The 19,805-nt window shown below is 69.2% G+C and carries 16 protein-coding genes; 4 read left to right on the top strand and 12 right to left on the bottom strand.

The features are described from left to right. Window positions 1–18: 18 nt before the first annotated feature. From EGT67_RS24180 to EGT67_RS24170, 3 genes are all read right to left on the bottom strand, one after another. Window positions 19–1,752 (bottom strand): N-acyl-D-amino-acid deacylase family protein, encoded by a 1,734-nt coding sequence (locus tag EGT67_RS24180; protein WP_127918649.1) that lies wholly within the window; start codon window positions 1,750–1,752, stop codon window positions 19–21. Continuing rightward, the gene (locus tag EGT67_RS24175; RefSeq protein ID WP_241566221.1) at window positions 1,745–2,725 is read right to left on the bottom strand and encodes an alpha/beta hydrolase; all 981 of its coding nucleotides are present in this window, start codon (window positions 2,723–2,725) and stop codon (window positions 1,745–1,747) included. Before EGT67_RS24175 ends, EGT67_RS24180 begins: the two co-directional genes overlap by 8 nt. 122 nt (window positions 2,726–2,847) lie before the next feature. After that, window positions 2,848–3,474 carry a TetR/AcrR family transcriptional regulator gene (locus EGT67_RS24170; RefSeq protein WP_127918648.1) on the bottom strand — a complete coding sequence of 209 codons (627 nt, stop codon included), beginning with the start codon at window positions 3,472–3,474 and terminating at the stop codon, window positions 2,848–2,850. Window positions 3,475–3,571: 97 nt separating this feature from the next. On the opposite strand from EGT67_RS24170, the gene EGT67_RS24165 reads away from it, so the two are divergent. Further along, on the top strand, window positions 3,572–5,206 hold the full coding sequence (locus EGT67_RS24165) for a flavin-containing monooxygenase (RefSeq protein ID WP_127918647.1): 1,635 nt from the start codon (window positions 3,572–3,574) through the stop codon (window positions 5,204–5,206). A gap of 118 nt (window positions 5,207–5,324) precedes the next feature. After that, window positions 5,325–7,031 carry a dihydroxy-acid dehydratase gene (gene ilvD, locus EGT67_RS24160; RefSeq protein WP_206612482.1) on the top strand — a complete coding sequence of 569 codons (1,707 nt, stop codon included), beginning with the start codon at window positions 5,325–5,327 and terminating at the stop codon, window positions 7,029–7,031. A gap of 125 nt (window positions 7,032–7,156) precedes the next feature. Here the strand turns inward: ilvD and EGT67_RS24155 are convergent, their stop codons facing one another. Both EGT67_RS24155 and EGT67_RS24150 read right to left on the bottom strand, forming a co-directional pair. Continuing rightward, complete coding sequence (locus EGT67_RS24155; RefSeq protein WP_127918645.1) at window positions 7,157–7,813, bottom strand: S1 family peptidase; 657 nt, start codon at window positions 7,811–7,813, stop codon at window positions 7,157–7,159. 185 nt (window positions 7,814–7,998) lie between these two features. Continuing rightward, window positions 7,999–8,781 carry a DUF6319 family protein gene (locus tag EGT67_RS24150; protein ID WP_127918644.1) on the bottom strand — a complete coding sequence of 261 codons (783 nt, stop codon included), beginning with the start codon at window positions 8,779–8,781 and terminating at the stop codon, window positions 7,999–8,001. Between the two features lie 156 nt (window positions 8,782–8,937). On the opposite strand from EGT67_RS24150, the gene EGT67_RS24145 reads away from it, so the two are divergent. Beyond that, window positions 8,938–9,990, top strand: a complete 1,053-nt coding sequence (locus EGT67_RS24145) for an adenylate/guanylate cyclase domain-containing protein (protein WP_127918643.1) — start codon at window positions 8,938–8,940, stop codon at window positions 9,988–9,990. Window positions 9,991–10,137: 147 nt separating this feature from the next. Here the strand turns inward: EGT67_RS24145 and EGT67_RS24140 are convergent, their stop codons facing one another. Then, window positions 10,138–10,845, bottom strand: coding sequence for a TetR/AcrR family transcriptional regulator (locus EGT67_RS24140; protein WP_127918642.1), 708 nt, complete (start codon window positions 10,843–10,845; stop codon window positions 10,138–10,140). A gap of 73 nt (window positions 10,846–10,918) precedes the next feature. Between EGT67_RS24140 and EGT67_RS24135 the strand changes: the two genes are divergently transcribed. Next, entirely contained in the window at window positions 10,919–12,484 is a 1,566-nt protein-coding gene (locus EGT67_RS24135) for an MFS transporter (RefSeq protein WP_127918641.1), read from the top strand. 15 nt (window positions 12,485–12,499) lie between these two features. On the opposite strand, the gene EGT67_RS24130 is transcribed toward EGT67_RS24135, so the two are convergent. The 6 genes from EGT67_RS24130 to casG all read right to left on the bottom strand — a co-directional run bounded on the left by EGT67_RS24130 (window position 12,500) and on the right by casG (window position 19,791). Then, window positions 12,500–13,306: an ATP-binding cassette domain-containing protein gene (locus EGT67_RS24130; RefSeq protein WP_127918640.1), complete on the bottom strand. Its 807-nt coding sequence runs from the start codon at window positions 13,304–13,306 to the stop codon at window positions 12,500–12,502. After that, the gene (locus tag EGT67_RS24125; protein ID WP_127918639.1) at window positions 13,303–14,358 is read right to left on the bottom strand and encodes an ABC transporter ATP-binding protein; all 1,056 of its coding nucleotides are present in this window, start codon (window positions 14,356–14,358) and stop codon (window positions 13,303–13,305) included. Before EGT67_RS24125 ends, EGT67_RS24130 begins: the two co-directional genes overlap by 4 nt. Further along, window positions 14,345–15,232 carry an ABC transporter permease gene (locus EGT67_RS24120; protein WP_241566220.1) on the bottom strand — a complete coding sequence of 296 codons (888 nt, stop codon included), beginning with the start codon at window positions 15,230–15,232 and terminating at the stop codon, window positions 14,345–14,347. Before EGT67_RS24120 ends, EGT67_RS24125 begins: the two co-directional genes overlap by 14 nt. Then, complete coding sequence (locus EGT67_RS24115; RefSeq protein WP_127918638.1) at window positions 15,229–16,170, bottom strand: ABC transporter permease; 942 nt, start codon at window positions 16,168–16,170, stop codon at window positions 15,229–15,231. The genes EGT67_RS24120 and EGT67_RS24115 overlap by 4 nt, the downstream gene beginning before the upstream one ends. Before the next feature lie 44 nt (window positions 16,171–16,214). Beyond that, window positions 16,215–17,786 carry an ABC transporter substrate-binding protein gene (locus EGT67_RS24110; protein WP_127918637.1) on the bottom strand — a complete coding sequence of 524 codons (1,572 nt, stop codon included), beginning with the start codon at window positions 17,784–17,786 and terminating at the stop codon, window positions 16,215–16,217. A 358-nt stretch (window positions 17,787–18,144) separates the two neighbouring features. Beyond that, complete coding sequence (gene casG, locus EGT67_RS24105; protein WP_127918636.1) at window positions 18,145–19,791, bottom strand: steroid-24-oyl-CoA synthetase; 1,647 nt, start codon at window positions 19,789–19,791, stop codon at window positions 18,145–18,147. Between the last annotated feature and the right edge of the window lie 14 nt (window positions 19,792–19,805).

Raw genomic sequence — 19,805 nt, 5'->3', positions numbered from 1 at the left:
CGTTCGGGTGATCGCGGATCAGGTGGTCGCGGCCGCCGGAGGCGCCGGCCGCGCGCCCCGGACCAAGCGGCCCGGCAGCACGCCGGTGTGCTCACCGTGCTCGAACACCACTTCGCCGGCCACCACGGTCGCGACGTATCCGGTGGCGGTCTGCATCAGGCGTCGTCCCCCGGTCGGGAGGTCGTAGAGCACCTCGGGCCGATCGACCGTGAGGCGATCGAAGTCGATCACGTTGAGGTCGGCCCGGTAACCGACGCACACCTGGCCGCGATCGAGCAACCCGACCACGGCGGCGGTGTCGGCGGTGTGCCGCTTCACCAACCACTCCACGGGGAATCGACCGTCGCCCTGCCGATCGCGGCCCCAGTGAGTCAGGAGCGTGGTAGGGAAGCTGGCGTCACAGATGGCGCCGCAGTGCGCACCGCCGTCGCCGAGGGCCGGCACGGTGTCGGTCCGCGCGAGCATTTCCCGGACGGCGTCGAGATTGCCGGCCGCGTAGTTCAGCATCGGAAAGTACAGCAGGCCGCGGCCGTCCTGCTCCATCATCGCGTCGTACGCGACCTCGGCGGGGCTCACCCCGGACCGTGTCGCCATGGCCGCGACGGAGTCATCCACCCCCGGTTCGTAGTTCGGGGGGTCACCGAGCAGATACACCTGGTCGAACCGTGTCGAGAGACGCTCGACGAACTCGCTGTCGGTCTCGGGCTTCTCCGCGAGGAGAGCCGCCCGCACCTCCGGACGGCGCAACTGTTCCACCCGCTCCGCCGGCGCCAGGTCCGCTAGGACCCGGTAGCCGGGATACGCCATGAACGGATGCCAGCTGAGCTCCCAGCCGAGCATGACGCCGACCGCACGGGGCGCCACCTGGCCGGTGATCGGAATGTTCTGCTTCGCAGATACTTCCGCCAGCCCGTCGAGCAGGCTGCGCCACTTGTCGGGCGCTCGCTCACTCTGCACCACCGACACCGACATCGGACGTTGCGCGGCCTCCACGATCGCGCCGACGAACTCCATTTCCTCCGGCTCGTCCATGAAGTCGGAGATGAAGTCGATGACGCCGGCCCCGGCCTTCGCGAGACCGCGCGCCATGCCGGTCAGTTCGTCGCGCGACGCCGTGAGACTCGGCGTAGGTGAACCGTCCGACGCCCTGTGCACCGCGGAACGCGACGTGGACCAGCCCAGCGCGCCGGCCTCGACCGCCTCGGCCACGATGTCGCACATACGCTCCATCTCGTCCTCGGTCGGCCGCGCCCGGTGGTCGCCGCCGCGACGACCCATCACGTAGGTACGTAGGGCGCCGTGCGGCAACTGCGCCGCGAAGTCGATGGCGTGCGGGGTGTCGATCGCGTCGAGATACTCGGGGAACGTCTCCCAGTTCCACGTCATCCCCTCGGCCAGAACGGTTCCGGGAATGTCTTCGACCCCCTCCATCAGGCTGATCAACCAGTCGCGCTGGTCGTGCTCGACGGGGGCGAACCCGACCCCGCAGTTGCCCATGACCACGGTGGTGACACCGTGCAGCGACGACGGTGTCAGCAGCGGATCCCACGTCACCTGCCCGTCGTAGTGCGTGTGGATGTCGACGAACCCCGGGGTGACGAGCCTGCCGGTGGCGTCGATCTCGCGACGTCCGGCACCGGGCACCTCGCCCACCGTCGTGGTGCGGCCGTCGTCGACGGCGACGTCGGCGGTGCGCGGGGCCGCACCGGTTCCGTCGACCACGAGACCGCCCCGGATCACCAGGTCATGCATGAGCACCTCCGGATGTCGGATCAGCTTGCGCGGAATGCTCTTCGAGAAGCCGCGCCGCGGCGGCCGCGATCTCGCCGAGGGCGGTCGCCGACGCCGGCGAGACCGCGGTGAACTGCAGGAACCCGTGCGGCAGCGTGGGGTACCGCAGCAGTTCCACCGGGACACCGCTCGCGACCAGTCGCTCGGCATACTCGAGCCCCTCGTCGAGAAGCGGGTCGTGGCCACCGACCACCACCACCGCGGGCGGCAGACCCGACAGGTCCGCCGCCCGGACCGGCGCGAGGAGCGGCGACGTCCACTCGGTCGCGTCGGGGCAGTAGTGCTCGAGGAACCACTGCATCTCCCTGGCGCCGAGGAAGATTCCGGAGTTGGCGGCGTAGGACGCGCGGCTCAGGTCCGTGTCGACCACCGGGTAGACGAGCACCTGACCGACCAGTTCGATCCGATCGTCGCCGCGTGCGAGTTGCGCGCAGACCGCGGCCAGGTTTCCGCCGGCGCTGTCGCCCGTGACCACGATTCGCGGATCCAGCCCCGCGGGTCCGGCCGCCAGCCAGCGCAACACGGCCATCGCGTCGTCGACCGCCGCGGGAAACCGGGCCTCCGGCGCGAGTCGATAGTCGGCACTGACGACCGCGGCCCCGGTCCGGTCGGCGATGGCCCGGCAGGTCGCGTCGGCGTAGTCGAGATCTCCTGTGACCCAGCCACCCCCGTGGAAATGGACGACGGTGCCGACCGGCCGGGGCACGAGCGGACGATAGATCCGCACCGTCACGTGCTCACCCACGGAGCACGTCGTGACGGTGTCGACCTCGGGGCCTGCCGCGCACGACTGCAGTGTGCCGCAGATCCGCAGGCGGGCGCCGTCCGGGTCGAGTTCGACCATCGGCGGCAACCCCGATCCCGCCACCGCGTCGGCCACCGCCCGGAGGGCGGGGTCCAGTTCTGCTCGGGTCTCCTCCACACCACTTGTCATGAACTAGAATCTAACTCTAGTCTTCGCGTATGACAACGGTCACACCCGCTTTGCTTTCCGGGCCGGGGATCCTCGGACTTCGCTTGGGGGTCTTGAGGACTCGCGCTCGGCCGGTGGCCGTCTCAGCCCTTCGGATCCAGGCCGAACACCAGGTCCACCGTGCGATCGAGCAGACGATGGACCTCCGCGATGTCCTGCCGGCCCAGCCCGAACAGGATCAGTTCGTGCGTCAGCACCGCGGTCACGATGGCGACGATGTCGGACGCGTCCTCCCCCGGCAGATCGAACAACTGCTCCCGATAGGACGCGAGCGCCTGGCTGGAGAACTCGGCGAACAGCGCGCACACGACCGGATCGGTGGACTGGCGCAGCACGTTCTGCAGGCGCAGATAGGTCGGGTACTCCTCGAACCGGTGCACCGAGTGGTGCAGTCGGATCCGGATTCGTTCGGACGGCGGCAGTTCGGGGTCGGGTGCATTTTCGTGCTTGATGGGGTCGCGCGCCGACCAGTCCCGGAGCACCGCCGCGTAGAGGTGCTCCTTGGACGCGAAGTAGCGGTAGACGGTTCCGAGGGCGACCCCCGAACGGTCGGCGACGTCCCGGATCTGGATGCGCTCGAAGTCGTCGGCCACCAACAACTCGCCGGCCGCATCGATGATGCGCTGACGACGCTCCCGCTGCCCCTTCGGCAACGACGCGGGGTCGAGCACCGTCGGCCTGTCGGACCGGTCCGGATCGCCTGCACCCACGCTCGCCTTGCCTCCCGTCGTCCCCGCCCGATCGGCGGGATACCTGCACCGATGCTACTGGCACCCTCCCCTCCCACCACGAAACGAGGTCACCTCCATGCCGAACACCGCGCCTCCTGAGCACTCCTACGACGTGGTCGTCGTGGGCGCCGGATTCGCCGGCCTGTACACGCTGCACAGCCTTCGGCAACGCGGAGTGTCGGTGCGGCTGTTCGAGGCCGGCGACGGCGTGGGCGGCACGTGGTACTGGAATCGCTACCCGGGTGCGCGCTGCGACGTCGACAGCGCCGACTACTCGTACTCGTTCGACGACGCGTTGCAGCAGGATTGGGAGTGGACCGAACGCTTCCCCGCGCAGCCGGAGATCCTGCGCTACCTCGAGCACGTCGCCGATCGGTTCGGGCTGCGCGAGGACATCACGTTCGGCACCCGCGTGACGTCCGCCCACTTCGACGAGCGGTCCGGGCTGTGGACCGTCGGCACCACCACCGGAGACGGCCGTACCGGCACGGTCACCGCCCGCTGGGCCGTCATGGCGACCGGGCCGCTCTCGGCCGCACGCCTTCCCGACATCGACGGCCGCGACACGTTCACCGGGGAGGTCCACCACACCGCGCACTGGCCCGCGCAGGGCGTCGACTTCACGGACAAGCGGGTCGGCGTCGTCGGCACCGGGTCGTCGGGGGTGCAGGCGATCCCGGTGATCGCGGCCGAGGCCGCCCGGTTGACGGTGTTCCAGCGCACGCCGGGATTCGTCGTCCCGGCCCGCAACCGGCCGCTCGAGCCGGGAGAGCTCGCCGAGATCAAGGCCGACTACCCGGCGCGACGGCAGCGCCTGCGGGAGTCCCACGGCGGCTGGTTGCTCCCACCGCCGGCCGGGCTGGCACGCGAGACGGCACCGGAGGTGCGGACCAAGGAGTACGAGAGCCGTTGGGCCGCAGGCGGGATCGCGTTTCAGACCACCTTCGGCGACATCATGCTCGACGCCGACGCGAACGAGACGGCGGCCGAGTTCGTGAGGGCCAAGATCCGCGCGACGGTCGCCGACCCCGACACGGCGGAGGCACTGTGCCCCCAGGACTATCCGCTGGGCACCAAGCGTCTGTGCATCGGCACCGACTACTACGAGACGTTCAACCGCGAGAACGTCGACCTCGTCGACCTGCGCGCCACCCCGATCGAGCGGATCGTCCCCGAGGGCGTCCGCACCGACGCCGGTGTCCACGAGCTCGACATGATCGTCTACGCCACCGGGTTCGACGCGATGACCGGAGCGCTGGGCGCGATCGACATCCGCGGACGCGGCGGTGTCGCGCTGCGCGAGACGTGGGAGGCGGACCCGCGCACCTACCTCGGTGTCGCGGTCGCCGGGTTCCCGAACCTGTTCGTCCTGGCCGGGCCCGGCAGCCCGTCGGTGCTCTCGAACGTGGTCGTCTCGATCGAACAGCACGTCGAGTGGGTGGCCGGCTACCTCGACCACATGCGCAACACCGGCGCCCGGTTCGCGGAGGCGACGGCCGAGGCACAGGACCAGTGGGTCGAGCACGTCACGGCCATCGCGGAGCCCAGCCTGTACATGCGGGCCGACTCCTGGTACCTGGGCGCCAACGTGCCGGGCAAGCCGCGCATCTTCATGCCGTACCTCGGCGGTGTCGGCACCTACCGCGACCTGTGCGCACGGATCGCGGCCGACGGCTACCGCGGCTTCACCACGACCACCGAACTCGCCTGACGTATGCCCGGCATCGACGGGCCGTCTCCTTCACCGGAGACGTCCCGTCACGTGCGGTGCGGTGGTTACATGGACCAGAGCACGCCATCCGTGACGATCGATCGTTGGGAGCAGCGCCGTGACCAACTCGCAGAACACACCGGACATCAAGCCGCGCAGTCGAGACGTCACCGACGGGCTCGAGAAGACGGCCGCGCGCGGCATGCTGCGGGCAGTCGGCATGGGGGACGACGACTGGGACAAGCCGCAGATCGGCATCGGATCGTCGTGGAACGAAATCACCCCGTGCAATCTGTCCCTCGACCGGTTGGCGGACGCGTGCAAGGACGGGGTATTCGCGGCCGGCGGCTACCCGCTCGAGTTCGGCACCATCTCCGTCTCGGACGGCATCTCGATGGGGCACGAGGGTATGCACTTCTCGCTCGTGTCGCGGGAGGTGATCGCCGACAGCGTCGAGACGGTGATGCAGGCCGAACGGCTCGACGGGTCGGTCCTGCTCGCGGGGTGCGACAAGTCGCTGCCCGGGATGCTCATGGCGGCCGCGCGCCTGAACCTCGCCAACGTGTTCCTCTACGCCGGATCGATCCTGCCCGGCGTCGCGAAACTGTCCGACGGCACCGAGAAGGAAGTCACGATCATCGACGCCTTCGAGGCGGTCGGCGCGTGCTCGCGCGGCCTGATGAGCCGCGAGGACGTCGACGCGATCGAGCGCGCCATCTGCCCCGGCGAGGGCGCGTGCGGCGGCATGTACACCGCGAACACGATGGCGTGCGCCGCGGAGGCGCTCGGCATGTCGCTGCCCGGAAGCGCCGCGCCCCCGGCCACCGACCGCCGCCGGGACGGATTCGCCCGGCGCAGCGGGCAGGCCGTGGTCGAGTTGCTGCGCCGCGGCATCACCACCGCCGACATCCTCACCAAGGAGGCGTTCGAGAACGCGATCGCGGTCGTCATGGCGTTCGGCGGGTCGACCAATGCGGTGCTGCACCTGCTCGCGATCGCGCACGAGGCCGAGGTGCCGCTCACGCTCGACGACTTCGCCCGCATCGGCGCGCGCGTCCCGCACCTGGCGGACGTCAAGCCCTTCGGCCGGCACGTGATGATCGACGTCGACCGCATCGGCGGCGTCCCGGTGATCATGAAGTCGCTGCTCGACGCCGGACTGCTGCACGGCGACTGCCTCACCGTCACCGGCCGCACCCTCGCCGAGAACCTCGCCGCGATCGCGCCGCCCGACCCGGACGGGAAGGTGCTGCGCGCCCTCACGTCGCCGATCCATCCGACCGGGGGCATCACGATCCTGAAGGGCACGCTCGCCCCCGGCGGCGCCGTGGTGAAGTCCGCCGGGTTCGATTCGTCCGTGTTCGAGGGCACAGCACGGGTTTTCGATCGCGAACGTGCCGCGATGGACGCCCTCGAGGACGGCACCATCACCGCCGGCGACGTCGTCGTGATCCGCTACGAGGGCCCCAAGGGCGGACCGGGCATGCGGGAGATGCTGGCGATCACCGCGGCGATCAAGGGCGCCGGGCTCGGCAAGGACGTGCTGCTGCTGACCGACGGCCGGTTCTCCGGCGGCACCACCGGCCTGTGCGTCGGGCACGTCGCGCCCGAGGCGGTGGACGCCGGGCCGATCGCGTTCGTCCGCGACGGTGACCGGATCCGGTTGGATGTCGCGAACGGCGTCCTCGACCTGCTGATCGACGAGAAGGAACTCGCCGCCCGCCGCAGCGGATGGGAGCCCCTGCCTCCGCGCTACACGCGCGGCGTCCTGGCCAAGTACACCAAGCTCGTCGGGTCCGCCTCCGACGGCGCCGTGTGCGGCTGATTCCCGCCGCACAGGGCTCCGGTGGATCAGGACGTCCGCGAGACGGATTCCGCCTTCACACGGAAGGTGCCGGACCCGAGATCGGGTCCGGCACCTGTTCCGGAAAACGCTGTGGCGGCGATGCGTCAAATAGGCCTGAAGCCCGCCCCGACGCCGCCTGTCGCGTTGATGTTGTTGATGATCGACACCATGTTGGTGCCGAGCTCCGGCCCGAGGCACGCCACCCCGAGATAGGCGTTCACCATGGCGACGAGCGTCGTTCCGACGACGACCGGGGATCCCGAGTCGCCCTCGATGACGCACATCTGCGTCCACGTCTCCTGCGACTGCAGCACGTCTCCGTAGACGATGCCGCATGTGTGCCCGGTGGTGCGTCCCTGCTTACAGGCGACCGCCGGGAACTGGGCGGGGCTACCGATGCCGGTGATGGTGACCTCCCCGATCGTGTTCACCGGCATGACCTTCGCGGGGTCGAATTCGATGACCGCGTAGTCGTAATCGTGGTTGGACACCGCGAAACGGCCGACGACACCCGCGTCGGGAGCCGCCTCGGGGACGACCGTCGAACCGGCGTCACCGCAGTGCCCGGCCGTGATGCCGACGAGTCGGCCGGCGTTGTCGTGCCCGATGGTGGTGAGCGTGCACTCGTACATGTTGTCGATCACGATCCCGGACCCGCCACCCAGGACCGCCTTCGGCGGCGCGGCGGTGGCGGTTCCGATCCCGAGTGTGGCGGCGATGACCGCCAGTGCCGCGAAGATCAAGGAAAGTCGCTTGAGCATGTCACCCTCCGGTTGGCGCTGTGAATGTGCCATTCGGTCGATCACCGCCCACATGCCTGCGCAACCCTGTTGCCTGCACTCCTCGGGGCTCACACCCTCGAGGTGGCGGGACACTCTAACGGCAACCTTCCCACCCGGGAGTCAGCCCTCGGGCTGCCTTGATCCGATCGTCACCTAATCGCCGACTAGGACGTCGCGCCGAGCGCCTCGAGTGCCCGACGGGCGTCCTCGAGTTCCTGCGCCAATGCGGCAACTCGCTGTTCCGCGGCCTCCCGAGCAGCGGTAATGACCGATTGGACCGCCTCGAGCGCGCTGGGCTCGCCGAGTTCACGCATCGCGCGGTCGACCGCGTCCGGGGTGACGGGAACAGCCTTGCTCGGACGCTTCGCGCCGTGTGCGACGGTGACCGTCCACTCGTTCTCCGGACCGGCATGGATCGTGACGCTCACCCCGCCCTGCGGCTTCTTCGCCCGACGCGCGGACGACGCGGGTGCGGGCGCCTGGGCCGGCGGCGAAACCACGGTCGCCGTCGGAGCGACCGCCGACTTCGGTGCGGCGGGAGGCTTCGGCGCGGCAACAGGTGCGGGCGCCGGGGTCGCGGCCGGGGCCGGGGCCGGGGCCGGGGCCGGGGCCGGGGCCGGGGCCGGGGCGACTGTGCGCGGTGCGGGCTTGCGCGGGGCCGGCGCGGCAGACCGGGCGGGCTTGACCGGCTCGGGCGCCGTGCGCGTCATACGTAGTTCCTCCGCCTCGAACGGGAGTTCGTCGTTGACCCCCTTCGGGCGAATGAGGACCGTGTTCCCTTCCACCGAAACGACTTTCGCCGAGCAACCGGCGTCGATACCGAGGCTGGGGGTGGCCTCGCGCAGATAGACGGTGGCGCGCTTGCCCTCGGCCACGGCCGCAGCCAGCGTTTCGAGGTTCTCCGCGGTGAGGTGATCCGGCACACCGGAGCGGCTGCGGGGCGGCATGATGAGGTTCCTCCTGAATACCTACAGAAAATTCTTGCATCGGCTACCTTTCCACAGTCCTCCGACAGTCGTTGCGGGCCAGGACGCGGTAGAAACATCCCGAGAGCAGACCCGCTGGTCGATCCGCGGGTGGTCGAGACCGATTGGGGGCCTGCCATGGACCTGTCCGAGCACCTCGACCCGGCCGTGCTCGGCCTCATCCAGTCCGAGGTCGAGCAGACGCTGCTGGGCGGTCCGCGCCGCTACACCAGGGAACAGGTCGCCGAACTCGCCGGGGTTCCGCTGGATCGCGCGCAGCGACTGTGGGTGTCGATGGGCTTCGCGATCGACACCGACCCGGACGCCGTCATGTTCACCGACGGCGACGCCGCCGCACTGCGGGCACTCGTGGGGTTCGTCGACGGCGGCGCCCTCGCCGCGGATGCCGCGGTCGCGGCCACCCGGGCACTCGGGCAGTCGATGTCCCGCCTGGCGGAGTGGCAGGTCGCGGTCCTCAACGCGCGCCTGGCGGAAGGATTGGCGGCCGCGCACGGCGGCGCGGGCGCCATGGACGAGGAGTCATTGCGCGGCGCGGTCGGCACACTCACGTCGCAACTGTTGCCCACCGTCGAGGCACTCCAGTCGTACGTGTGGCGGCGACACCTCGCCGCGGCCACCGCGCGTCGGGCCGGCAGCGTCGGCGAGGACACCACCCACCGGACTCTCGCCGTCGGGTTCGCCGACATGGTCGGCTACACGAGCCTCACCCGGCGGATCGGCGTCGACGAGTTGAGCACACTGCTCGAGGAGTTCGAATCACGCACCACAGCCGTCATCGCCCAGGGCGGCGGGTGGGTGATCAAGAACGTCGGCGACGAAGTGATGTTCGCGGCCGAGCACGCCGCGGACGCCGCCCGGATCGCCCTCGCGCTGCAGGACACGACGCGCAGCGACCCGGGGCTGCCCGACCTGCGGGTGGGGCTCGCGCACGGCCCCGTCCTGGTTCGCTTCGGTGACCTGTTCGGGGCGGTGGTGAACATCGCCGCGCGCCTGACGACCGCGGCGCGGCCCGGGACCGTGCTGGTCGACGCGGACCTGGCCGCGGCCCTGCGGGAGGACCCCGCGCAGGGCGCGGGCATGGAACTCAGATCGTTGCGCCCGCTCCGGGTCCGCGGCTACAACCGACTACGCGCGTTCGCGCTGCGCCCCGGCCCCGGTGCGGACGCCTGAGGGTCAGCTGCCGTTCGGCAAGCTGCCCTGGGGAATCTGGTAGCCGCTGCTGCCGGCCGAACCGGTGCCGACCACATTGAGAATCCAGTTGAGTGCGTTCGTGATCATCGTGTGCCCCTCCCTCGTGACAAACGCTCGATCCCTGACTCAGGCCACGGTACCGTCGGTCTCCACGGCTGTCCGGTCTTCGAGCGTCTCGCCCCGGTCAGCGGCCCGGGCCGCGAGGAAGTCGTCGACGATCCGCACACACGCGGCGGGCCCGAGCGGCGCCAGGGTCGCCAGCCGCGTGAAGACGAGCGGCCCGACCAGTTGTGCGAGCGCAAGGTCGTAGTCGAAGTCGCCGAGGCGGGCCTTCGCCTCGTCGGAGCCGAGCACACGGTCGAACGCCGCCCGGTACTGCACGACGACATGTTCGCGCAGCGACCTGAGCTCGGGCCGGTCATGGCCGCTCCGGTCGTCGGACTGGAGATCCGAGGCACTCGAGTAGTCGTCGAGCGCGGGCCCCATCCCCAGCCAGCACAGCGCGGTGATGTGCATCGGCGCGTCCTCGATCATCCGCGCCTGGACGGTCAACAGTTCTATGAGCTGCTCGCGCAGGTCGCCGGAGACGGCCACCTCGGGGGCCGGTGACATGAGCTTCCCGAACGCCGCGGCCACCAGTTCGGTGCCGCTGTCGAAGTGTCGGTACAGCGTCGCGCGTGCCACCTTGGCGAGCTTGGTGACGGCGTCGATGGTGACCGCCTCGGTGCCGCCCTTCGCCAGCAGGGTCGTCGCAGCGTCGAGCAGCCGGGCCCGGGACCGCGCCCTGCGGGGGTCCTGCTCGGCAGCCGACTCTTGCCTGCCATCCGTACCCATCCGTCACCGCCTCTTGTAGAACCATCAGTTCACCTACGATACTGGCAGTCTTGTTTCCTACGGGGAGGCCCGCATGGCTGGAAAATACACGGGAACGAACGCCCGGATGACCCGGGGCCAGATCTGGACGCTCTCCGTATCGTGCGCCGCGGTCGCGCTGGTCGTGGCCGCGATGGCCGCGCTCAACACCGCGCTCGCCGACCTCGCCCGCGACACCGGCGCCACCCAGTCCCAACTGACGTGGATCGTCGACGGTTACACGCTGGCGCTCGCCTGCCTGCTGCTGCCGTCCGGCGCGCTCGGCGACCGCTACGGCCGGCGCGGGGTGCTCGTGTTCGGTCTGCTGGTGTTCGGACTCGCCGCCGCGTCGCCGATCGTCCTCGACACACCGACGTGGATCATCGCCGCCCGGGCGGTCGCGGGGGTCGGCGCAGCGTTCGTCATGCCGGCGACGTTGTCCATCCTCACCGCGAGTTTCCCTGCCGCACAACGCGCCAAGGCCGTCGGAATCTGGTCGGGTGTGGCCGGTTCGGGCGGTATCGCCGGGTTGATCGGGTCCGGACTGCTGCTCGAGAAGTGGTCGTGGCACGCGATCTTCATCGGCCTGGCGGTCGCGTCGGCCGTGCTCTTCGTGCTCGCGTTCACCATCCCGTCCTCACGCGACGAGCACTCGTACCCCTTCGACGTCCGCGGCGCGGTCTTGAGCGCCGCGTCGATCGGCCTGTTCGTGCTCGGCATCATCGAAGCCCCGCAACGCGGTTGGCTCGACCCGTGGGTGCTCGCCGCGATCGTCGGCGGCCTGGCCGCCGGCGCGGTGTTCGCGGTCGTCGAGACCCGCACCGAGCACCCACTCCTCGACGTCCGACTCTTCGGCAACCGCTCCTTCGGCGTCGGCGCCGCGTCGCTGACGCTCCAGTTCCTCGCGACGTTCGGCCTGTTCTTCCTCATCGTCCAGCATCTGCAACTCGTGCTGGGCTACTCGCCACTGCAGTCGGCGCTGGCGCTCGCCCCGATCGCGGTGGTGGTCCTCGCGCTGTCGATGGCGGCGCCGTTGCTGATCCCGCTGTTCGGGCTGCGGGTGCTCACCTTCGTCGGCCTGGCCGTGCTCGGAGCCTCGCTCGCGCTGCTCGGCCAACTCGACGCCGACAGCACCTACCGCGACGTCGCCGTGCCACTGGTGATCGCCGCCGTCGGACTCGGCCTGTGCACCGCCCCGGCGACCACCGCGATCGTCCAGAACACCCCGACCGCCAAGCAGGGAGTCGCGTCGGCGGTCAACGACGCGACCCGGGAGGTCGGCGCCGCGATCGGTGTCGCCCTCGCCGGCAGCGTGCTCGCCGCCGGCTACGGACAACACATTCGCCCTGCGGTCGACGCCGTGCCCGAACCGGCCAAACAGCCCGTCGGCGACTCTCTCGCCGCCGCCCTCGAGGTGTCGAAACTGGCCGGGCCTCAGGGACAGCAGCTCGCCGAGTTCGCCAAGGAATCGTTCCTCCAGGGCATGCAGGAGGCGTCGATGGTCCTCGCCGGCGTCATGCTTGTCACCGCCGTCGTCCTCGGGGTCTGGGCACCCGGCGGTCGCGGGATCTCGTCACTCACCGAGGAACCCGATGCCGAGGAACTCGCCGACGTCGACTGACCGCCCGGCCACCGGTCACGGGCGACGCGCGGCCCGCGGGACTGGGACGGGAATGGCGTCGAGCAGCTGGCGCGTGTACTCCTCGCGGGGCGCGTGGTAGATCTCGTCGACGGTGCCGGACTCGACGACCGCACCGGACTTCATGACCATCACGCGGTCGGCGATGACCTCGATGAGCGCGAGGTCGTGGCACACGAACAGGTAGGCCAGACCCAGCTCCTTCTGCAGATCGCGCAGCAGGTTGAGCACCTGGGCCCGCACCGAGACATCCAGCGCGGCAACGGGCTCGTCACAGACGATCATCTTCGGCTCGAGCGTGAGCGCCCGGGCGATCGCGACGCGCTGGAGCTGACCGCCGGAGAGCTCGGCCGGGTACCGACCGAGGTAGCGGGATCCGATGCCGACCCTGTCGAGCAGTTCCTGTGCGCGCCGCCGCCGGGCCGCCCGATCGAGGTCGCTGTGCACGATCAGTGGTTCGGCGACCGCGTCGGCCACGGTCATCCGGGGGTCGAGCGAGCTGTGCGGGTCCTGGCAGATCATCTGCATGCCGCGCCGCATCTCGCGCAGCCGTGTCGGTTTCGCGGCGAGGACGTTCTTGCCATCGAACGTGACTGTGCCCGTGTCGGGTTCGATCAGCCGGAGCACCATCCGCCCGACGGTGGACTTGCCGGCACCGGACTCGCCGACGACGGCAAGGCATTCCCCCGCATCGAGCGTGAACGAGACGTCCTGCACGGCGTGCGTCCACCCGGTGCGACGACCCAGGAAGTCGCGGCGGGTGGAGAACGACTTCGTCAGGTTCGTGACCTCGAGCAGGCTCATGGCGCCTCCACTCCTCGTAGCTGCAGATCGGTCACGCGCAGACAGCGCGCGGCGCGACCGGGTGCGGTGTCGGTCAGCGCGGGGTGGGTGACATCGCACAGCCCGGTCCGGGCGTGGGCGCAGCGGTCGTGGAAGTGGCAGCCCGCGGGCCACTCCCCCGCCGCGGGGATCCGGCCCGGGATCGCGGTCAGACGGCGATCCGCGGTCATCCCCGGGCGCGGGATCGACGCGAGCAGCCCCGACGTGTAGGGGTGCTGCGGGGCGAAGAACACCCCGTCGGCCGGTCCGTCCTCGATGACCTCGCCGGCGTACATGACGACGACGCGGCGGCACAGTTCGGCGACCACACCGAGGTCGTGGGTGACGAACAACAGCGACACCCCGGTCTGCTCCTGCAGGTCCCGCAGCAGATCCAGGATCGTCTCCTGCACCGTCACGTCCAGGGCGGTGGTCGGCTCGTCCGCGATCAGCAGGCGCGGATTGCATGCCATGACCATCGCGATCATCACCCGCTGGCACATGCCGCCGCTGAACGCGTGCGGATACTCGCGCACGCGGTCCGCCGCGCGCGGGATCTGCACCAGCTCGAGCATCTCGACGGCACGGGCCATCGCCGCCTTGCGGTCGAGACCGAGGTGCTTGCGCACCGATTCCGCGATCTGATCGCCGACCGTGTAGGCGGGGTTGAGGGAGCGGATGGGCTGCTGGAAGATCATGCCCATTCCCGTGCCGCGCAGGTTGCGCCATTCCTTGGCCGGCAGTGCCGTCAGGTCACGGCCGTCGAATTCGACACTGCCACGGGCGATCCGGCCGCCGGTGTCTGGCGTCAACCCCATCACCGCGAGCGAGGACACGGTCTTGCCGGAGCCGGATTCACCGACCAGGGCGACGGATTCACCGGCAGCGACCTCGAAGGAGACCCCGTCGACCGCGGTGACCCAGTCCTTGCGGCCGGCCCGGAACTGCACGGTCAGGTCCCGCACCCGCAGCAGCGGTGCCGTGGGATCGACGGGAGTCCCGTCGGTGCGGACGAGCGTGTCAGTTGCTGCCATTGCGACTCCTCGTCAGGGCGCGGCGCACACCGTCGCCGAGATAGGTGAACGCCAACACGGTCAGGAAGATCATCACGCCGGGCGGCCACACCAGGTACGGAGCGAGCTGCATGTTCGACGCGGCGGTGCTGAGCATCGATCCCCAGCTCGCGGCCGGCGGCTTGGCGCCGAGCCCGAGGAAGCTCAGGCTCGCCTCCGCGGCGACCGCGGTGCCCAGTGAAACGGAGATCACCAGGACGATCGGCGGCATCACGTTCGGCAGGATGTGCCGCACGATCGTCCGGGACATCGTGCACCCCAACGCCACCGACGCCTCGATGTAGGTGTCCCCACGCACGTCCATCGTCGACGCCCGCGCGACGCGGTAGAAGCGAGGTGCCATCACCAGACCGACCGCGAGCATCGCGTTCGTGATCCCCGAACCGAGAACCGCAACGATCGTGATCGCGAGTACCAGGGACGGTGCGCTCATGAGCGCGTCCATGATCCGGGTCAGCACCGTGTCGACCCAGCCACCGAGGTAACCGGCGATCACACCGAAGGGCAACCCCAGCACCAGTGCCAGCGCAACCGCCTGCAACGACGCCTGGAGCGAGATCCGCGCACCGTAGATCAACCGGCTGAGCACATCCCGGCCGTAGTCGTCGGTGCCCAGCCAGTGCACCGACGACGGCGGCTGCAGTCGGTTCACCACCTCCTGCGCGTACGGATCGTACGGTGCCAGCAGCGGCGCGAAGACCGCCATCACCACCAACAGCAGCACGAACGTACCGGCGATCACCGCAGCCGGACGCCGTCGCGCGAAGCCCCACACCCGCCCAGCGGTGCCGGGAATGCGCTCCGGCGCGGTGTCGGAAGGCAAAGTCGTTGTCATGCGCGCACCTTCGGATTGAAGTAGCCGTACGAGATGTCGACCAGCAGATTGACGATCACGACCACACAGGTGGTGAACAGCACGAACCCGAGCAGCACCGGAACGTCATGGTTCTGAACGCTGTTGACGGCAAGCGAACCCATCCCCGGCATGCTGTAGATGATCTCGATCGTCACCGCACCGCCGAGGACCTCGGCGACCCGGAAGCCGAGGACCGTCACCACCGGGATGCAGGCGTTCTTCAGGCCGTGCTTGAGGATCACGCTCGCCTGCCCCAGCCCGCGGGCCTTGGCGTTGAGGATGTAGTCGCTGCCCATCACCTGTCCGAGGGCCGAACGCAACTGCAGCGTCACCTCCGCCGCCGGCAGCAACGCCAGCGCGACACCCGGCAGCACCAGGTGCTGGAACCACGGCACCACACCGTCCGAGAGCGGGACGTACCCGAACGCCGGGAAGATCTGATTCGACACCGCGAACAGCGACACCAGCACCAGGCCGAACCAGAAGGCCGGGATCGCGATCGCGATCGACGCGATCACGTTGATCCCGCGATCGACCACCCCGCCCGGACGCAGGGATCCCAGCACACCGAGCACGACACCGATCACCACTGCGAGCACCATCGCGAACCCGACCAGCGACAGCGTCGTCGCCATGCGCCGGAACAGCAACTCGGCCACCGACTGATCCGACAGCAGCGAGACCCCGAGGTCACCCCGGAGCACCCCGCCCACCCAGTCCAGATACCGCACGAACACGTTCTGATCCAGATGCAGTGTGGCGCGCAACTGCTCGAGTCGCTCGGGCGACGGGTCCTCCCCCGCGAGGATCACCGCGGGATCCCCGGGCGCGAAATCGATCAACAGGAATATCAACAACGGCACGATCAACAGCAGCGGAATCGCCGCCAGCAACCGTCGGCCGGCATAACGCAGCATCGTCAGCCCCTAGAGTCTCGGCAGGTGTCGGTCTCCGGACGGAACTACTTGGTCATCCCCACGTGCCGGACGTCGAAGATCCCCAGATTGACCCACGGCATGTCCTCGGTGCCCACGACCTTCGCGGTGGAGACGGTGGCGTTGGTCTGGTTGCAGATCGGCACGAACATCGCCTCCTTCAGCGTCAGGTCCCAGATCTGGTTGTAGAGCGGCGCCCGATCCTCCTCCGGCAGAGTCGGATCGGCGGCCTTCGCGGCGAGTTCCTTGATCTGCGGGTTGCCGTTGGCCAGGTCGTAGGAGCCGGTCAGGAAGTAGTTGACCGTCTCGGCCGGGTCGACCTTGGGGCTGAAGCTGTTCGCGACCATCGACTGGAAGTCACCGGCGATGTAGCGGGGCTCGTTCTGCGTGTTGGGGACCGGGTTGAGTTCCGCGTCGATCCCAGCCTGCGACAACGTGGACTGGATGACGTTCGCCGGCTTCTCCGTGTTGGTACCCGCCGCGAAGGTCAGCGTGACCTTCGCACCGCCCGCGGCCTGCACGAGGCTCTTCGCCTTCTCGAGGTCGAACTGGTAGGGGTACTGGTACGACTCGTCCGCCGACCAACTTCCGGCCGGGTACAGCTGACGGTTCGGCGTGCAGGTGTCGGAGAACAGCGCGCCGATCGCGGCCGGGTCGATGGCCGACGCCACCGCCTGCCGCACCTCGGGCTTGGCGAGATCGCCCTGAGGACGCATGTAGAGGCCGAGTACGTTCCGGAAGGGGACCTCGGTGACGTCGAGCGTGCCACTCTTGGAGAGCGATCCCGCCTCGACGACCTCGTTGGCCGAGCTCACCCAGCTCAGATCGGTGGCTCCGGTCTTGATCCCGTTCAGGCGAGTGCTCGCGTCCGCGACCCACTTGAACTCGATACCCGCGACCTTACCGGCCTCCGGATCCCAGTTCGTGCCCTCGGCGCGCGCGAGCGTGACCGACTCCTCCGGGACGTAGGCGGTGACCACATACGCGCCCGAACCGGCCTGTCCCGGATTGTTGCGCAGGTCTGCACCTGCGGCAATAGCTGTGGGGCTGACCATCATTCCGACGTTGGAGCTGAAGACACCGGGCAGTTCCACACCGGTACCGGGTGCCAGCCGCAGGCGCACGGTGTGGTCGTCCACGACCTCGACGTTCGTGATGTTCTTCAGCGCGGCCACGACCGTGCTGCCCTCCATCGTCTTGCCTCGCTGGATGTTCGCGGCCACCGCAGCGGCATCGAACGGCGCACCGTCGTGGAACACGACGCCGCGACGCAGCTTCAGCTCGAGATACGAACCGTCCGGTGCGAACTCCCACGACTCGGCGAGTCCGGGCTGGAGGTTCCCCTCCCCGTCCACGACGGTCAACCGATCGAACACCGGTGTGAGATAACCCCATCCGCCGTAGCTGGTCTGCAGGTACGGATCCAGGTTGCGAGTCGGCGCGCTCGCGGTGACACGCAGGACGGCCGTCGGGTCGAGCTCACCGGAGGCGCCCGACGGCGTCGACGAAGACGCACCACCACCGCACGCCGCCAGTACTGCCGCGGCCGCCGCCAACGCCGCGAGATTCCTCGACCCGCGGATCCACTTCTCCCTCATTGATGTCCTCCTGCATGTCCACGACGAACCGAGCTGTGCCGATCGGGGGTAGACGGTGTGTGCTTGTCGGGGGTCACGCTGTCCGCAGCGAACGGGACAGCTCTCCACTGCGGTACAGACGTCGGGCACGGCCGCCCGACACGCTGTGGCTGCTTGATGGCACGAGGGACGTCGACGATGCGATCTCCCGCCGTGGCGGATCAGACCATATCAGCTCGTCGCCGAAGATGTGTGGCGTATTTCACTGCCGTATAGGCGTTTTCGGTAAACTGCCCTGCTAGCGGACGGTGGTTCGCAGGCACGCCGCGGAGGGCGCTGCACCGGCAGCACCCTCTGCGGGACGGAACGAATCCTGCGACTACTCGGCCGAGAGCACCACCTCTTGCCGCTTGACCTTTCCGGTCGCGTTTCTCGGGAGTTCGGTCGTCGTGAGCGTCCATCGCGTCGGAACCTTGTACCGCGCAATACGTTCGACCATGAATGCCTCCAGGTCCGGGGCGGTGACCGCGTCGCCCTCCGCGACCACGGCGACCGCGCACACCTCCTCGCCGAGGTCCGGATGCTCGACGCCCAGCACGATGCACTCGCGCACCGCGGGATGCTCGGCGAGGACGTTCTCGACCTCGACGGGGTAGACGTTCTCGCCACCACGAAGTATGAGATCGGAACGACGACTGCTGATCCGGAGGTGTCCGTCCTCCAGTATCCCCAGATCGCCCGTCTGCATCCAGCCCGCGTCGTCGATCGCCGCCGCGGTCGCCTCGGGGTTGTTCCAATACCCGAGCATCACCAGGGGGCCTCGGACACAGATCTCGCCCTCCACACCGTCCGGCACCCGCGCGCCGTGCTCGTCCCGGATCTCGACACTCATGGTCGGCACGGCGGTCCCGACCGTATCTGGACGCTCGGCCAGGTCGGCTGCGGTGGCAATGGTTGCCGCCGAAGATGATTCCGTCAATCCGTAGGTGGTACCGAGGGAGCGGCCCGCCACCGGCAGCGTCTGGCGCAGCCGCTCCTTGAGAGCGGCCGACGACGGCGCCGAACTGACCGAGATCGTCTGCAACGACGACAGGTCGTAACCCGAGAGGTCACCGTGTTCGACGATCCGGCTCACCATGGTGGGGACGGCGCCCCAGTTCGTCACGCGCTCGCGTTCGATCAGCCGCAACACCCGGTCGATGTCGAATCGGCCGGTGGTGATCACCGCGGTGTCACCGAACGCGAGGCGCGGTACGGCGAGATTGTGCAGCGCCGCGATGTGGAAGAGCGGTGTCGCCAACAGGAATCGTCGACCACCCGGTGCCCTGCCGAGTTCGGTTGCCAATGCGTCGTTGAACCGGTGGAAGTCCACCGCGGCCACCATGTTCCGCTGCGAGTGGGTCGCTCCCTTGGGCCGGCCGGTGGTCCCACTGGTGAAGAGGATGACCGCCGGGTCCTCCTCGTCCACATCGGGTACCGGCAGCTCCGCGCCCGGGTGGGCCGTCGACATCGCCGGGATGTCGTGCTCGACGGTCAGGACAGGCATGTCCACCGTGCCGAGCAGTTCCCGGCGCGGGGCGTCGGCCACGATCAGGCTGGGCTCGGAAAGCTCCACGCCGTACTCGATCTCGCGGGCCGACCACAGCGAGTTCATGCCGACCGTGACGGCGCCGAGCGCGGTGGCCGCCCAGAACGTCATGATCCACTCGGCGTTGTTGGCGGACAGGATCGCAACCCGGTCACCCTTGCCGATGCCGTATCGGGACCGCAGTTCCTGCGCGAGCGAGGCAACCCGATCGAGGTGCTCGGTGAAGGTGAGCCGTAGGTCATCGCACACGAGATACTCGGCATCACCGTAGCGAGCCGACTCGACCAGCAACCGGTGCAGGGATCTGTACCGGTTGCGGAACACCGGCATCGCCGCGCCCCGCACCGGCTCCTCCACGATCTCGAAGGCCGCACCCGGCGCCGTCAGCCGCGCAACGGCTTCCGCGCGCGCATCCGGTACTCGACGAAGCTCGGACATCACAACACCTCTCC

Source organism: Prescottella agglutinans, from assembly GCF_004011865.1.
Classification (GTDB): domain Bacteria; phylum Actinomycetota; class Actinomycetes; order Mycobacteriales; family Mycobacteriaceae; genus Prescottella; species Prescottella agglutinans.
The sequence above is the reverse complement of the archived record's forward strand: the minus strand, read 5'-3'. Positions and strand labels throughout refer to the sequence as shown.

Excerpts from the sequence above, each read along its gene's own strand:
- EGT67_RS24110 (WP_127918637.1), bottom strand. The coding sequence starts at position 17,786 with ATGAGGGAGAAGTGGATCCGCGGGTCGAGGAATCTCGCGGCGTTGGCG.
- EGT67_RS24115 (WP_127918638.1), bottom strand. The coding sequence starts at position 16,170 with ATGCTGCGTTATGCCGGCCGACGGTTGCTGGCGGCGATTCCGCTGCTG.
- EGT67_RS24125 (WP_127918639.1), bottom strand. The coding sequence starts at position 14,358 with ATGGCAGCAACTGACACGCTCGTCCGCACCGACGGGACTCCCGTCGAT.
- EGT67_RS24145 (WP_127918643.1), top strand. The coding sequence starts at position 8,938 with ATGGACCTGTCCGAGCACCTCGACCCGGCCGTGCTCGGCCTCATCCAG.
- EGT67_RS24180 (WP_127918649.1), bottom strand. The coding sequence starts at position 1,752 with ATGCATGACCTGGTGATCCGGGGCGGTCTCGTGGTCGACGGAACCGGT.
- EGT67_RS24175 (WP_241566221.1), bottom strand. The coding sequence starts at position 2,725 with ATGACAAGTGGTGTGGAGGAGACCCGAGCAGAACTGGACCCCGCCCTC.
- EGT67_RS24120 (WP_241566220.1), bottom strand. The coding sequence starts at position 15,232 with ATGACAACGACTTTGCCTTCCGACACCGCGCCGGAGCGCATTCCCGGC.
- EGT67_RS24140 (WP_127918642.1), bottom strand. The coding sequence starts at position 10,845 with ATGGGTACGGATGGCAGGCAAGAGTCGGCTGCCGAGCAGGACCCCCGC.
- EGT67_RS24135 (WP_127918641.1), top strand. The coding sequence starts at position 10,919 with ATGGCTGGAAAATACACGGGAACGAACGCCCGGATGACCCGGGGCCAG.
- EGT67_RS24165 (WP_127918647.1), top strand. The coding sequence starts at position 3,572 with ATGCCGAACACCGCGCCTCCTGAGCACTCCTACGACGTGGTCGTCGTG.
- EGT67_RS24150 (WP_127918644.1), bottom strand. The coding sequence starts at position 8,781 with ATGCCGCCCCGCAGCCGCTCCGGTGTGCCGGATCACCTCACCGCGGAG.
- casG (WP_127918636.1), bottom strand. The coding sequence starts at position 19,791 with ATGTCCGAGCTTCGTCGAGTACCGGATGCGCGCGCGGAAGCCGTTGCG.
- EGT67_RS24155 (WP_127918645.1), bottom strand. The coding sequence starts at position 7,813 with ATGCTCAAGCGACTTTCCTTGATCTTCGCGGCACTGGCGGTCATCGCC.
- EGT67_RS24130 (WP_127918640.1), bottom strand. The coding sequence starts at position 13,306 with ATGAGCCTGCTCGAGGTCACGAACCTGACGAAGTCGTTCTCCACCCGC.